The organism is Streptomyces sp. IBSBF 3136, assembly GCF_036815105.1.
GTDB lineage: Bacteria > Actinomycetota > Actinomycetes > Streptomycetales > Streptomycetaceae > Streptomyces.
Map to the genome: position 1 here is coordinate 18,069 of NZ_JAJSZC010000009.1, position 14,023 is coordinate 32,091.

11 protein-coding genes are annotated in these 14,023 nt (G+C 74.4%); 10 read left to right on the top strand and 1 reads right to left on the bottom strand.

Annotation, left to right across the window (positions count from 1 at the left end):
* The first annotated feature begins 13 nt into the window (after positions 1-13).
* Positions 14-691, top strand: coding sequence for a response regulator transcription factor (locus tag V7E45_RS03475; protein WP_333772556.1), 678 nt, complete (start codon positions 14-16; stop codon positions 689-691).
* A 72-nt stretch (positions 692-763) separates the two neighbouring features.
* The gene (locus tag V7E45_RS03480; RefSeq protein WP_333772557.1) at positions 764-1,954 is read left to right on the top strand and encodes a cytochrome P450 family protein; all 1,191 of its coding nucleotides are present in this window, start codon (positions 764-766) and stop codon (positions 1,952-1,954) included.
* Positions 1,955-1,965: 11 nt separating this feature from the next.
* On the opposite strand, the gene V7E45_RS03485 is transcribed toward V7E45_RS03480, so the two are convergent.
* On the bottom strand, positions 1,966-2,988 hold the full coding sequence (locus V7E45_RS03485; protein WP_333772558.1) for a Gfo/Idh/MocA family protein: 1,023 nt from the start codon (positions 2,986-2,988) through the stop codon (positions 1,966-1,968).
* A gap of 137 nt (positions 2,989-3,125) precedes the next feature.
* Between V7E45_RS03485 and V7E45_RS03490 the strand changes: the two genes are divergently transcribed.
* The 8 genes from V7E45_RS03490 to V7E45_RS03525 all read left to right on the top strand — a co-directional run bounded on the left by V7E45_RS03490 (position 3,126) and on the right by V7E45_RS03525 (position 13,944).
* Positions 3,126-3,863, top strand: coding sequence for a GntR family transcriptional regulator (locus tag V7E45_RS03490; RefSeq protein WP_333772597.1), 738 nt, complete (start codon positions 3,126-3,128; stop codon positions 3,861-3,863).
* 211 nt (positions 3,864-4,074) lie between these two features.
* Complete coding sequence (locus tag V7E45_RS03495; RefSeq protein WP_333772559.1) at positions 4,075-5,079, top strand: sugar ABC transporter substrate-binding protein; 1,005 nt, start codon at positions 4,075-4,077, stop codon at positions 5,077-5,079.
* Positions 5,076-6,119: an ABC transporter permease gene (locus V7E45_RS03500; RefSeq protein WP_333772560.1), complete on the top strand. Its 1,044-nt coding sequence runs from the start codon at positions 5,076-5,078 to the stop codon at positions 6,117-6,119. Before V7E45_RS03495 ends, V7E45_RS03500 begins: the two co-directional genes overlap by 4 nt.
* A complete protein-coding gene (locus tag V7E45_RS03505; RefSeq protein WP_333772561.1) occupies positions 6,116-6,940 on the top strand; it encodes an ATP-binding cassette domain-containing protein in 825 nt (274 codons plus the stop codon). The genes V7E45_RS03500 and V7E45_RS03505 overlap by 4 nt, the downstream gene beginning before the upstream one ends.
* Before the next feature lie 117 nt (positions 6,941-7,057).
* Positions 7,058-8,203, top strand: a complete 1,146-nt coding sequence (locus V7E45_RS03510; protein WP_333772562.1) for an ROK family glucokinase — start codon at positions 7,058-7,060, stop codon at positions 8,201-8,203.
* Entirely contained in the window at positions 8,200-8,781 is a 582-nt protein-coding gene (locus V7E45_RS03515) for a sugar kinase (protein WP_333772563.1), read from the top strand. The genes V7E45_RS03510 and V7E45_RS03515 overlap by 4 nt, the downstream gene beginning before the upstream one ends.
* Before the next feature lie 157 nt (positions 8,782-8,938).
* Positions 8,939-11,782, top strand: a complete 2,844-nt coding sequence (locus V7E45_RS03520) for a DEAD/DEAH box helicase (protein ID WP_333772564.1) — start codon at positions 8,939-8,941, stop codon at positions 11,780-11,782.
* Complete coding sequence (locus V7E45_RS03525) at positions 11,779-13,944, top strand: SWIM zinc finger family protein (RefSeq protein WP_333772565.1); 2,166 nt, start codon at positions 11,779-11,781, stop codon at positions 13,942-13,944. Before V7E45_RS03520 ends, V7E45_RS03525 begins: the two co-directional genes overlap by 4 nt.
* The last annotated feature ends 79 nt before the right edge of the window (positions 13,945-14,023 follow it).

Genomic DNA, 14,023 nt, shown 5'->3' on the forward strand with positions numbered 1-14,023 from the left:
TTACGTGACCCCCATGACTGCGACTGCGATCAGGCTGCTGCTCGTCGACGACGATCCCCTGGTGCGCGCCGGGCTCGCGCTGATGCTGGGCGGGGCCGCGGACATCGAGATCGTCGGGGAGGCCGCCGACGGGGGCGAGGTGGACGACGCGGTCGAACGGACCCGCCCGGACGTCGTGCTGATGGACATCCGGATGCCGTCGGTGGACGGGCTGACGGCCACCGAGCGGCTGCGGGCGCGCCCGGACGCGCCGCAGGTCGTGGTGCTCACCACCTTCCACGCCGACGAGCAGGTGCTGCACGCCCTGCGCGCGGGCGCCGCCGGGTTCGTGCTGAAGGACACGCCGCCCGCCGAGATCGTCGACGCGGTGCGCCGGGTGGCCGCCGGGGAACCGGTCCTGTCGCCCGCCGTCACCCGCCAGGTGATGCGGCACGCGGCCGGCACCGCCGCGGGCCCCCGGCAGGCACGCGCGCGGGAGCGGCTCGCCCTGCTGAACGACCGTGAGCGGGAGGTCGCCGTCGCCGTCGCCCGCGGGTTGGCCAACGCCTCGATCGCCGCCGAGCTCTTCATGAGCGTGGCCACCGTCAAGACACATGTCTCCCGCATCCTCGCCAGGCTCGGCCTGAACAACCGGGTCCAGATCGCCCTGCTCGCCCACGACGCGGGCCTCCTCGACGAGGACGGGCACTGAGCGCGCGGCCCGCGCGTTGTCCGGGTACCGGGACCTGCCCGGTGCGCCTCGGGGGAGTCCGGAAGGGGAACGATGGACAGGCAACACGTGGTCGACCTGGGTGAGTTCGGGGACGCGTTCCGCAGCGATCCGCACCCGGTGTACGCGCGGCTGCGCGAGCGCGGCCCCGTGCACCGGGTCCGGCCGCCGGGCGCGGACCCGGACCACGAGACCTGGCTGGTCGTGGGGTACGAGGAGGCGCGCGCCGCGCTCGCCGACCCCCGGCTGGCCAAGGACTTCGGCAAGATCGGCGGGAGCTTCCTGGACGAGAACCTGATCGGCAAGCACCTGCTGGCCACCGACCCGCCCCAGCACACCCGCCTGCGCTCGCTGGTCACCCGCGCGTTCACGGCCCGCCGGGTGGAGCTGCTGCGCCCGCGCATCCAGCAGATCACCGACGAACTGCTGGACGAGATGCTGCCGCGCGGCCGCGCCGACCTCATCGACGCGCTCGCCTACCCGCTGCCCATCACCGTCATCTGCGAACTCCTCGGCGTCCCCGACATGGACCGCGCGGAGTTCCGCAAGATGTCCACCGAGGTGGTCGCCCCCTCCGGCGGGGAGGCGGAGTACACGGCGATGACCCGCCTCGCCGAGTACCTGACCGAGCTGATCGAGGACAAGCGGGCCGGCGGCCCGGGCGACGACCTGCTCGGCGACCTGGTGCGCACCACCGCCGAGGACGGCGACCGGCTCTCCCCGGTGGAGCTGCGCGGCATGGCCTTCCTGCTGCTCATCGCCGGCCACGAGACCACCGTCAACCTGATCGGCAACGGTGTCCACGCCCTGCTCACCCACCCCGACCAACTGGCCGCCCTGCGGGCCGACACGGGCCTGCTGGACGGCGCCGTGGAGGAGACGCTGCGCTACGAGGGCCCGGTGCAGAGCGCCACGTTCCGGTACGCGGCCGAGCCCCTGGAGATCGCCGGCACCCGTATCGAGCCCGGTGAGCACGTGATGATCGGCCTCACCGCCGCCCAGCGCGACGCCGGCCGCTACCCCGACCCGCACCGGTTCGACATCCGCCGCGACACCCGCGGCCACCTCGCCTTCGGCCACGGCATCCACTTCTGCCTGGGCGCGCCCCTGGCGCGGCTCGAGGGCCGGATCGCGATCGGCACCCTGCTGGAACGCGCCCCCGGCCTCGCTCTCGACGGCCCTCCCGGCGAGTACCTGCCGGGCCTGCTGATGAGAGGCATGCGCACGCTCCCGGTGCGCTGGTGACCGGCCCGGGTTCAGCCGTCCGTCGGCTGGACCCGGCCCTCGATCTCCGCCGTTCGTACCGGACGCCGCTCACGCCGGGACACCTCGCACGCCTCGGCGATCCGCAGCGCCTGCAGGGCCTCGCGGCCGTCGCAGGGGTTGGGCCGGGCACCGCGCAGCACCTCGACGAAGGCGCACAGCTCCGCCTCGTAGGCGGGCCCGAACCGCTCCAGGAAGCCGGTCCAGGGCTTGTCGGCGGCCGGCGGCCCGCTCGGCTCGGTGGACGCGACGGGTGTGCGGTCGTCCAGGCCCACCACGACGGTGTCCCGCTCACCGGCCAGCTCCATGCGGACGTCGTAGCCCGCCCCGTTCAGCCGGGCCGCGGTCGCCGTGGCGAGCGTGCCGTCGTCCAGCGTGAGCAGCACCGCGGCGGTGTCCACGTCGCCGGCCTCGCGGAACATGGCGGGCCCGGCGTCCGAGCCGGTCGCGTACACGTCCACCACCTCGCGCCCGGTCACCCAGCGCAGCGCGTCGAAGTCGTGGATCAGCGTGTCCCGGAACAGGCCGCCGGACAGCGGCAGCCACTCGGGCGGCGGAGGGGACTGGTCCGCGGTCGTCGCGCGCACGGTGTGCAGCCGCCCGAGCCGTCCCGAGCGCACCGCGTCCCGGGCGCCGGCGTACCCCGCGTCGAAGCGCCGCTGGAAACCCATCTGGAGAATCGTTCCGGCTGCGTCCACCTCGGCGAGCGCCTGCAGCGTGCCCGGCAGGTCGAGGGCGATCGGCTTCTCGCAGAAGACCGGCAGGCCCGAGCGCGCCGCCCGGCCGATCAGCTCGGCGTGCGCCGCCGTCGCGGTGGTGATCACCACCGCGTCCACGCCCCACCTGAAGATCTCGTCCACCCCGGGCGCGGCCGTCTCGCCCAGCCGGTGCGCCAGCGCCTGGGCCCGCGCCGGATCCGCGTCCGTGAGGATCAGCGATCCGACCTCACGATGGCGACTCAGCGTGTTCGCATGAATGGTGCCGATGCGACCCGTACCGATGACCCCGATGCGCATGGAATCAAAGTGAGGGCGGACCCCGCACCCTGTCAATGCTGATGTCTGAACAACTGGACAATATGCCTACGCAACTTCCCGTCAACCGGGCACGGGGCTACGCTCGGCCCGTGCCGAAACCAGATGTGGACCCGACCGTGTCGCTCGACCTCCGCGTGGACCGCGGTTCCCCGGTACCGCTGTACTTCCAGCTCTCCCAGCAGCTCGAAGCGGCCATCGAGCACGGCGGTCTCACGCCCGGCAGCCTGCTGGGCAACGAGATCGAGCTGGCCGCCCGGCTCGGCCTGTCCCGGCCCACCGTCCGCCAGGCCATCCAGTCCCTGGTCGACAAGGGGCTCCTCGTCCGCCGCCGGGGCGTGGGCACCCAGGTCGTGCACAGCCAGGTCAAGCGCCCCCTGGAGCTGAGCAGCCTCTACGACGACCTCGAGGCGGCCGGCCTGCGGCCCGCGACGAAGGTCCTCGTCAACACCGTCGTCCCCGCGTCCGCCGAGGTCGCCGCCGCGCTCGGGGTCGCCGAGGGTGGCGACGTCCACCGGATCGAGCGGCTGCGCCTCGCGCACGGCGAGCCGATGGCCTACCTGATCAACCACCTGCCGCTCGGCCTGATGGACCTGGACACCGGCCGGCTGGAGGCCACGGGCCTGTACCGCTTGATGCGCTCCGCCGGGATCACCCTGCACAGCGCCCGCCAGTCCATCGGCGCCCGCGGCGCCACCGGCACCGAGGCGGAGCGGCTGACGGAGGCGGAGGGTGCCCCGCTGCTGACCATGCGGCGCACCACGTACGACGACACCGGCCGCGCGGTCGAGCTGGGCGACCACACCTACCGCCCGGGCCGCTACTCCTTCGAGTTCCAGCTCCTCGTACGCCCCTGAGGAGCCGGCCGGGAATCCCGGCGATGTGTCTCAATGTCCGGACAAGGTGACGCCCTACCGCGCCCCGGGCATGTCAGGGGCGCTCCCCGTGTTCGATACTGAAGTGTTTGGGGCTGGTGAGGTCGCCGCCGGATCATGCCGACGGCGTCCCCGCCCGCCCCTCGCGCACGTCGGAGCAGAGCAAGAGCACAGCAAGAAGGGGCACGGCCTCGTGGCACGGTTTCGGACCTGGGTAGGCATCGCGGTGGCGGGGGCGCTGAGCGTCTCCCTCGCCGCCTGCAGCAGCACCGGCGGCAAGCGGGCGGAGGACGCCCGCCGGGCGGCGGCGGCCCAGGGGAGGGCGGCGGTGAACACGCCCCGCTGGACGTTCGCGATGATCACCCACTCGGGAGACGGCGACACCTTCTGGGACATCGTGCAGAGTGGCGCCAAGCAGGCCGCCGTCAAGGACAACATCAACTTCGTCTACTCGCACGACGACGAGGCGCAGCAGCAGGCGCAGCTGGTGGACGCGGCGGTGGACAAGAAGGTCGACGGGATCATCGTCACCCTCGCCAAGCCCGACGCGCTCAAGGCGGCCGTGGCCCGCGCCGAGAAGGCCGGCATCCCGGTGGTCACGGTGAACTCCGGCTCCGAGGAGTCCAAGGCGTTCGGCGCCCTCACCCACATCGGCCAGGACGAGAGCATCGCCGGTGAGGCCGTCGGCGACGAGCTGAACCGGCGCGGCCGCAAGAAGGCCCTGTGCGTCCTGCACGAGCAGGGCAACGTCGGGCACGAACAGCGCTGCGACGGCGTCGCCAAGACCTTCCACGGCTCGGTGCAGAAGCTGTACGTCAACGGCACCAACATGCCCGACGTGCAGTCCGCGATCGAGGCCAAGCTCCAGGCGGACAAGTCCGTCGACGCCGTCGTCACGCTCGGCGCCCCCTACGCCGACACCGCCGTCAAGGCCAAGGGGGACGCGGGCAGCGGGGCGGAGGTCGACACCTTCGACCTCAACGCCAAGGTCGCCGCCGAGCTGAAGGACGGCACCCTCGGCTTCGCCGTGGACCAGCAGCCCTACCTCCAGGGCTACCAGGCCGTCGACCTGCTGTGGCTGTACAAGTACAACGGCGACGTCCTCGGCGGCGGCAAGCCGGTCCTCACCGGCCCGCAGATCATCACCAAGGACCAGGCGGCCGCCCTCGCGGAGTACACCCAGCGGGGCACCCGATGAGCGCGGCCACCGACGGGAACCTGCCGGACGAAAGGATTCTGCGGACCTCGCCGCTGCGCAAGCTGCTGGCCCGGCCCGAGCTCGGCTCGGTGGTCGGCGCCCTCGCCGTCCTCCTCTTCTTCGCCGTGACCGCCGACGGCTTCCTGCGCGCCGCGAGCCTGAGCACGGTCCTGTACGCCTCCTCGACCATCGGGATCATGGCCGTACCGGTCGCGCTGCTGATGATCGGCGGCGAGTTCGACCTGTCCGCCGGCGTCCTCGTGACGTCCTCGGCGCTGGTCTCCTCCATGTTCAGCTACCAGATGACGGCGAACACCTGGGTCGGCGTGGGCGTGTCCCTGCTGGTCACCCTGGCGATCGGCGCCTTCAACGGCTTCGTGCTCACCCGCACCCGGCTGCCCAGCTTCATCGTCACGCTCGGCACCTTCCTCATGCTGACCGGCATGAACCTCGGCTTCACCAAGCTCGTCGACGGCACGGTCTCCACCAAGACCATCGCCGACATGGAGGGCTTCCCCAGCGCCCACGCCGTCTTCGCCTCCACCCTCACCCTCGGCGGCGTCGACGTCCGGGTCACCGTCCTGTGGTGGTTCGGCCTCGTCGCCCTCGGCTCCTGGATCCTGCTGCGCACCCGCGCCGGCAACTGGATCTTCGCGGTGGGCGGCAACCAGGACGCGGCCCGCGCGGTGGGCGTCCCGGTCGCCAGGACCAAGATCGCCCTCTACACGGGCGTGGCGTTCGGCGCCTGGATCTCCGGCCAGCACCTGCTGTTCTCCTTCGACGCCGTCCAGTCCGGCGAGGGCGTCGGCAACGAGCTGATCTACATCATCGCGGCCGTCATCGGCGGCTGCCTGATCACCGGCGGCTACGGCAGCGCCGTCGGCTCGGCGGTCGGCGCCCTGCTGTTCGGCATGACCAGCAAGGGCATCGTCTTCGCCGAGTGGAACCCCGACTGGTTCAAGTTCTTCCTCGGAGCGATGCTGCTCCTCGCGACCCTGCTCAACGCCTGGGTCCGCAAGCGCGCGGAGGCGACGAAATGACCGGGACCACCGCCGGGACCACCCGGACCACCGCCGGGACCACCGAACGCGTCCCGCTGGTCGAGCTGGACGGCGTCAGCAAGCGCTACGGCAACGTCCGCGCCCTTCAGGACGTCTCCCTGGAGGTCCACGCCGGGGAGATCACCTGCGTCCTCGGTGACAACGGCGCGGGCAAGTCGACCCTGATCAAGACGATCGCCGGCCTGCACCCGCACGACGGCGGCACCCTGCGCGTCGAGGGCGAGGAGACCCGCCTGTCCTCCCCGCGCGAGGCCCTGGACCGCGGGATCGCCACCGTCTACCAGGACCTCGCCGTCGTCCCGCTGATGCCGGTCTGGCGCAACTTCTTCCTCGGCTCCGAGCCCCGCACCGGCGCGGGCCCCTTCAAGCGCCTCGACACCGGCCTCATGCGCCGCACCACCCGCGAGGCCCTGCTCCGCATGGGCATCGACCTCAGGGACGTCGACCAGCCCATCGGCACCCTCTCCGGCGGCGAACGCCAGTGCGTGGCGATCGCCAGGGCGGTCCACTTCGGCGCGAAGGTCCTGATCCTGGACGAGCCGACGGCAGCGCTCGGCGTGAAGCAGTCCGGCGTGGTGCTGAAGTACGTGGCGGCGGCCCGCGACCAGGGCCTGGGCGTCGTGCTGATCACCCACAACCCGCACCACGCGTACCTGGTCGGCGACCGGTTCGTCCTGCTGCGCCGCGGCACGATGGTGGGCAATCACACACGGGACGGCATCACCCTGGACGAACTGACCCGGCAGATGGCGGGCGGGTCCGACCTCGACGCGCTGCGCCATGAACTGCGGCGCGACTGACGGGCCCCGGGGAACCGCGCGACGGGCCACGACGCACCCGCGGACGGCCTCGCTCGCGCGTTCCCTCCTCCCGCCCCGCGCCGCACCGGGCGTGCGCGTGCGGCACAATCGACCGCGATGAGCACCTACCGCGACCTCACGGCCCCCATCGGCTCGCGCCGCGCCCCCGTCCTGCGCACGGTCGGTACCAGGGAGCGCCGGTCCCATCTGACCGCCCCGCGCGTCCCCACCGTCGGCATCGACATCGGCGGCACGAAGGTCATGGCCGGCGTGGTGGACGCGGACGGCAACATCCTGGAGAAGCTCCGCACGGAGACCCCGGACAAGTCCAAGAGCCCCAAGGTCGTCGAGGACACCATCGCCGAACTGGTGCTTGACCTGTCCGACCGGCACGACGTGCACGCGGTCGGCATCGGCGCCGCCGGCTGGGTCGACGCCGACCGCAACCGCGTCCTCTTCGCGCCCCACCTGTCCTGGCGCAACGAGCCGCTGCGCGACCGCCTCGCCGGCCGTCTGTCGGTGCCCGTCCTCGTGGACAACGACGCCAACACCGCGGCCTGGGCCGAGTGGCGCTTCGGCGCCGGCCGCGGCGAGGACCACCTGGTCATGATCACCCTCGGCACCGGCATCGGCGGCGCGATCCTGGAGGACGGCCAGGTCAAGCGCGGCAAGTACGGCGTCGCCGGCGAGTTCGGCCACATGCAGGTCGTCCCCGGCGGCCACCGCTGCCCGTGCGGCAACCGCGGCTGCTGGGAGCAGTACAGCTCCGGGAACGCCCTCGTCCGCGAGGCCCGGGAGCTGGCCGCCGCCGACTCCCCGGTGGCCTACGGGATCATCGAGCACGTCAAGGGCAACATCGGCGACATCACCGGCCCGATGATCACCGAGCTGGCCCGCGAGGGCGACGCCATGTGCGTGGAACTGCTCCAGGACATCGGCCAGTGGCTCGGCGTCGGCATCGCCAACCTCGCCGCCGCCCTCGACCCCTCCTGCTTCGTGATCGGCGGCGGCGTCAGCGCCGCCGACGACCTGCTCATCGGCCCCGCCCGGGACGCCTTCAAACGCCACCTCACCGGCCGCGGCTACCGCCCCGAGGCCCGCATCACCCGCGCCCAGCTCGGCCCCGAGGCCGGCATGGTCGGCGCCGCCGACCTCGCCCGGCTGGTCGCCCGCCGGTTCCGGCGGGCCAAGCGGCGCCGGGTGGAGCGCCACGACCGCTACGAGCGGTACGCCCAGGCCCGCCGCTCCGGGGACACCGCATGACCGCGTCGCTGCCGCACCAGGCCGCGCCCCCGGACGAACCGCGCCGGCCGTCCGAGAACCCGCGCCACAAGGCCAGGCGCAGGGCGCTGACCCTGCTGATCATCGGACTGCTCATCGGCGTCCCCGCGGGCTACCTGGTGATCTCCGCCAACCAGAGCCGCAACAGCGGCAAGGACAAGGAGGCGAAGTACTCGGCGACCGGCCTCACCCCGGGCTGGCCGTCCAAGGTGCAGCGCCGCCTGTACCGGATGGCGATCCCGCACCCCGCCGACTACGTCGCCTACTACGAGACCAACAACTGGAAGACCAGCCGCCTGTACGCGCAGTTCCGCACCACCCCCGCGGGCCTGGACAGCTTCCTCGGCGCCATGGGCGCGCGCCGCGAGCAGCTGAAGCAGGGCGACATCACCGTCGGCGCCCGCGACCGCAAGGTCTCCGGCTGGAACTTCACCGGCCCCGGCCCCTGGGCGGGCCTCACCCACCAGCAGAAGAACCCGGCGCCCACCCAGGACGTGGTCGTCAACACCTCCGACCCGAACTATCCGATGGTGTACGTCGTCTCCCGCACCGTGCCGTAGGCGTCCGTGGCCCCCGCGCGCCGTCCCGCAGGCGCGCGCCGTCTCCCGCGCCGCCCGGTGAACCGGGCCCGCGCCGGCCGCCGGAGCCGGTTGTCAGACCCCGCCCGTAGAGTCGAAGACGTCTGATCCGACGAAGGGGCGGGAGGTGGCAGGACGTATGAGCGGCGGCACGCCGGCGGTGGCCGAGCGCACGGGCGGCACCCCGCGGGCCGGGGACCCGGTCCCGGTGCGCCTCGCGTCCGTCTACCTGCCCGCGCCCCTCCCGCGCGAGGGCCGTGTCGCCTTCTGGGACCCCGACGGCGGCCCCCTGCCCGACGGCCGCACCGAGGACCTCACCGTCGTACGGCGGCACGGCACGGGCGTGCGCCGGCGCCAGGTCGCCGCGCTCACCCTGCCGCTCGCCGAGGCGCTGCCGCTGCTGGTCCGGGCCCGCCGCGACCCGGCCGCCCACCCCGCCACGGCCTGCTGGGGCGCCGCCGCCCTGCACGCGCTGCGGCTCGTCGCCCGCGGCCGCCTGCTGCCCGGCCTCACCCCGAGCGGTCACGACGCCTGGCGGGCCGGCCCGCTCGAACCCGCCGACATCGCCCACCTGCGCGCGGTCGCCGCGGCCCTGCCCCCCGAGGGCCACGCCGTCCCGCTGCCGGAACCGGGCCCGCTGCGGCTGCCCGAGCCGGAGGCACTGGTCCGCTCCTTCCTGGACGCGGTCGCCGACACCCTGCCCCGCACCCCGGCCGCCCACCTGACCTCAGGACGCCCGTTCGCCGCCCGCGAGCCCCAGCCGCTGCCCGCCGCCCACGACTGGGCCGCCGAGGTCGCCGCCGGCATGGACGCGGGCGTACGGATCTCGCTCCGCCTCGACCTCTCCGCGTACGACGTCTTCGACGCCGGAACCGCCGACGGCGCGCGCGCCGCGGGAGCCGCGCTCGTCCAGGTGCACAGCCTCGCCGACCCGACCCTGGTGGCCGACGCGGCGGCCCTGTGGGCGGGGGAGGCGGACACCGCCTTCGGCCCCCGCGCGCGCGTGGACGCCGCGCTCGCCGTCCGGCGAGCGGCCCGGGTCTGGCCGCCCCTGGACCGGCTCGCCGAACAGGACGTCCCGGACGTCCTCGCCCTGTCCGAGGAGGAACTGGGGGAGCTGCTCGGCGTGGCCGCCGGCCGGCTCGCCGCCGCCGGGGTCGCCGTGCACTGGCCTCGCGACCTCGCCCGCGACCTGGCCGCCACCGCGGTGGTCCGGCCCGCGCCCGGCTCGGCGACCGACGGCACCGGGTTCTTCGAGAGCGAGGACCTGCTGCAGTTCCGCTGGCAGCTGGCGCTCGGCGGGGACCCGCTCAGCGAGGCCGAGATGGACGCGCTCGCCGAGGCCCACCGGCCCGTCGTACGGCTCCGGGACCGCTGGGTGCTGGTCGACCCCGCCCTGGTCCGCAAGGCCCGCAAGCGGGAACTGGGCCTGCTCGACCCGGTCGACGCGCTGTCCGTCGCCCTCACCGGCACCGCCGAGATCGACGGCGAGAGCGTCGAGGCCGTCCCCGTCGGCGCGCTGGCCGCGCTGCGCGACCGCCTCACGGCCGGACTGCACCCGGCCGAACCGCCCGCCGGCCTCGCCGCCACCCTGCGCGACTACCAGCGGCGCGGCCTGGCCTGGCTCGACCAGATGACCTCCCTCGGCCTCGGCGGCTGCCTCGCCGACGACATGGGACTCGGCAAGACCGTCACGCTCATCGCCCTGCACCTCAAGCGCGCCCGCCCCGAACCGACCCTGGTGGTGTGCCCCGCCTCCCTGCTGGGCAACTGGCAGCGCGAGATCACCCGGTTCGCGCCCGGCGTCCCGGTCCGCCGCTTCCACGGACCCGACCGCACCCTCGACGGCCTGGCCGGCGGCTTCGTCCTCACCACGTACGGCACGATGCGCTCCACCGCGCCCCGGCTCGCCGAACAGCCCTGGGGGATGATCGTCGCCGACGAGGCCCAGCACGTGAAGAACCCCTACTCGGCGACCGCCAAGGCGCTGCGCACCGTCCCGGCACCCGCGCGCGTGGCCCTCACCGGCACCCCGGTGGAGAACAACCTCTCCGAGCTGTGGGCCCTGCTCGACTGGACCACCCCCGGGCTCCTCGGCCCCTTGAAATCCTTCCGCGCCCGGCACGCGCGCGCCGTGGAGAACGGCGAGGACGCGGAGGCGGTGGAGCGCCTGGCCCGCCTGGTCCGCCCCTTCCTCCTGCGGCGCAGGAAGTCCGACCCCGGCATCGTCCCCGAACTGCCGCCCAAGACCGAGACGGACCACCCGGTGCCGCTCACCCGCGAACAGGCCGCGCTGTACGAGGCGGTGGTGCGCGAGTCGATGCTGGCCATCGAGTCGGCGGAGGGCATCGGCCGCCGGGGCCTGGTCCTGAAGCTGCTCGGCGCCCTGAAGCAGATCTGCGACCACCCGGCGCTGTACCTGAAGGAGGATCCGCCCGCCGACCGGCTCGCGGCCCGCTCCGGAAAGCTCGCCCTGCTCGACGAACTGCTGGACACCCTGCTCGCCGAGGACGGCTCTGCCCTCGTCTTCACGCAGTACGTCGGCATGGCCCGCCTCATCACCGCCCACCTGTCCGCCCGCGCGGTCCCCGTCGACCTCCTGCACGGCGGCACCCCGGTGCCGGAGCGCGAGCGCATGGTCGACCGCTTCCAGAACGGCGAGACCCCGGTCCTGGTGCTGTCCCTGAAGGCGGCCGGCACCGGCCTGAACCTCACCCGCGCCGGCCATGTCGTCCACTTCGACCGCTGGTGGAACCCGGCCGTCGAGGAACAGGCCACCGACCGGGCCTACCGCATCGGCCAGACCCAGCCCGTCCAGGTCCACCGCCTGGTCACCGAGGGCACGGTCGAGGACCGCATCGCCGAGATGCTGGAGTCCAAGCGCGCCCTGGCCGACGCCGTCCTCGGCTCCGGCGAGTCGGCCCTGACCGAACTGACCGACCGCGAACTGTCCGACCTGGTCTCGCTGCGGAGGACCTCGTGACCACCGGGGACCAGCGCCCAGGGGACGCCGCCCGCCGCGCCCTGCGAGCGGCACGGGAGCGTGCGGACGCCGAGCGGGACGGCGGTGTGCCGGGCACCCCGGACACGCGGACGCCTGCGCCGTCCGGCGCGCAGGGCGCCCCGGTCCCCGAGGCGCCGGTGCACCCGCCGGCGCCGGAAACGGCCGAGGTGCCGACGCGGGCGCACCGGCCGGCGCCTGACCCGGACGAGGCTTCGGACGAGGCGCCGGGCGAGGACGGGCCGGCGGATGAGCGGCGGCCCGGCGACGTCGCGAGAGCGGCGCTGCGAGCCGCCGTCGCCGCGGCACGCTCGACGGGACGGGACGACGAAGCGGCGACCGCTGCGCAGGAGAGGCCCCCGGCCGGGGGAGTCGAGGGTGCCGGGGAGGTGCAAGCGGCTGGGGCGGCTGCGGCGGAGGGCGCGGCCGGGGCAGCCGGCGCGGAACCTGCCGCCGGCGACGCCGCCCGGCAGGCGCTGCGCGCGGCTCGCTCGCAGGCGCTGCGTGCCGGGACCGCGCCGGGCATGCCGCGCGGAGGGCGCACCAAGGCGCGCCCGGCCACCTCCTCGGCGCGCACCACGTCCGGTCCCGAGCGTCCCGGGGACGAGCCCCGCACGGCCCGGGTCGAGGCCGCGCGCGAGATGCGGCAGTTCCTCACGAACGCCTTCCGCATGCCCTCCTGGCAGGACACCTCCCCCGACGAGGCCGGCACACAGGACGCCGGCACCGAGGACGGCAGCGGCACCCCCGACACCGGAACGCACCACACCGCAGCGCACGACACCGGCATGGTCGCCCCCGCGCCCCCACGCGGTCACTCCCACCTCGCCGATCCCGACCCCGCGGGCGCGGCCCCACCACAGATCCCCACCACCATGGCCACCCCGCACCGGGACACCGAACTGCGCCGCACCTTCCCGGCGTTGGCGCCCCGGACGGCAGTCGAAGGGGCTCCGGAGTTCGCCGAGACGTGGTGGGGCAACGCCTGGATCGACGCGCTGGAGCGGGGCGCGCTGGACCCCGGGCGACTCGCCCGTGGCCGGGGTTACGCGGAGCAGGGGAACGTCGACGCGATCACCGTGACCCCGGGGACGGTACTCGCGTACGTACGGGGGAGCAGACCGCGCCCGTACCGGGTCCAGGTGCGGCTGCGCACACTGGAGGACCACGACTGGGAGCGGTTCCTGGACGCGGCCGCCGACCGGCCCGGGCACATCGCGGCCCTGCTGGACAAGGAGTTGCCCCAGTCCCTCGCCGACTGCGGTGTGCCCCTGCTGCCCGGGCCCGGCGACCTCGCCCCGCGCTGCAGCTGCCCCGATTCCGGTCATCCCTGCAAGCACGCGGCCGCCCTCTGCTACCAGACGGCACGCCTGCTCGACGCCGACCCCTTCGTGCTGCTCCTGCTGCGCGGCCGGGGGGAGAAGGAGCTGCTCGACGCGCTCTCCCGCCGCAGTGCCGCGCGGGCGGCCCGGGCCGCCCGGGAGGGAGCGCCGAGGAGCCTGCCCGGGGTACGCGCCACCGACGTCCTCGCGCCGCGCGGACGGCCGCCGCTGCCCGTGCCGTTGCCCGTTCCGCCGCACCCCGAGCAACCGCCGGTGTACCCGGCGGCCCCCGGCGGTCCCGACCCCTTCGCGCTGGACCAGCTGGCGACCGACGCCGCCGCCCGCGCGCACGCGCTGCTCGCCACCGGCCGTGACCCGGTCGGTGAACTGACGCTCAGGGAGGACGCCGTACGGCTCGCCGCCGCCCGGCCCGGGTCCGGTCTGACGGCCACCAGCCGGGCCCTGTACGCGACGCTCGCGGAGGCCACCGGCCGTACCACGGCCGACCTGGCCCGTGCGGTGGCCGCCTGGCGGCAGGGCGGCCTGGAGGGCCTGGCCGTCCTCGACGAGCCGTGGGACCCGCCGGCCGGCCGCTTCGACCGGGCCCGCCCGCTGCTGCTCGCCGCCGACCTCCCGGCGTTCCGTCCCTGGCGCAACCGCCTGACCCACCCCCGCGGCCACGTCCAGCTCCGCCTGGGCCGCGACGGCCTCTGGTACGCCTACGAGTCCGAGCCCGGTCAGGACGACTGGTGGCCCCGGGGCACCCCGGACCTGGACCCGGTCGGCGCCCTGACGGGCCTGGGCACGCCGGACGATCCGTGACCGCCGGCGGCGTCCGACGCGGGGGATCGCCCGGTCACGCCGCTTGACGGACCGGTCCGGGAGGAGCCCGAGGTACGCA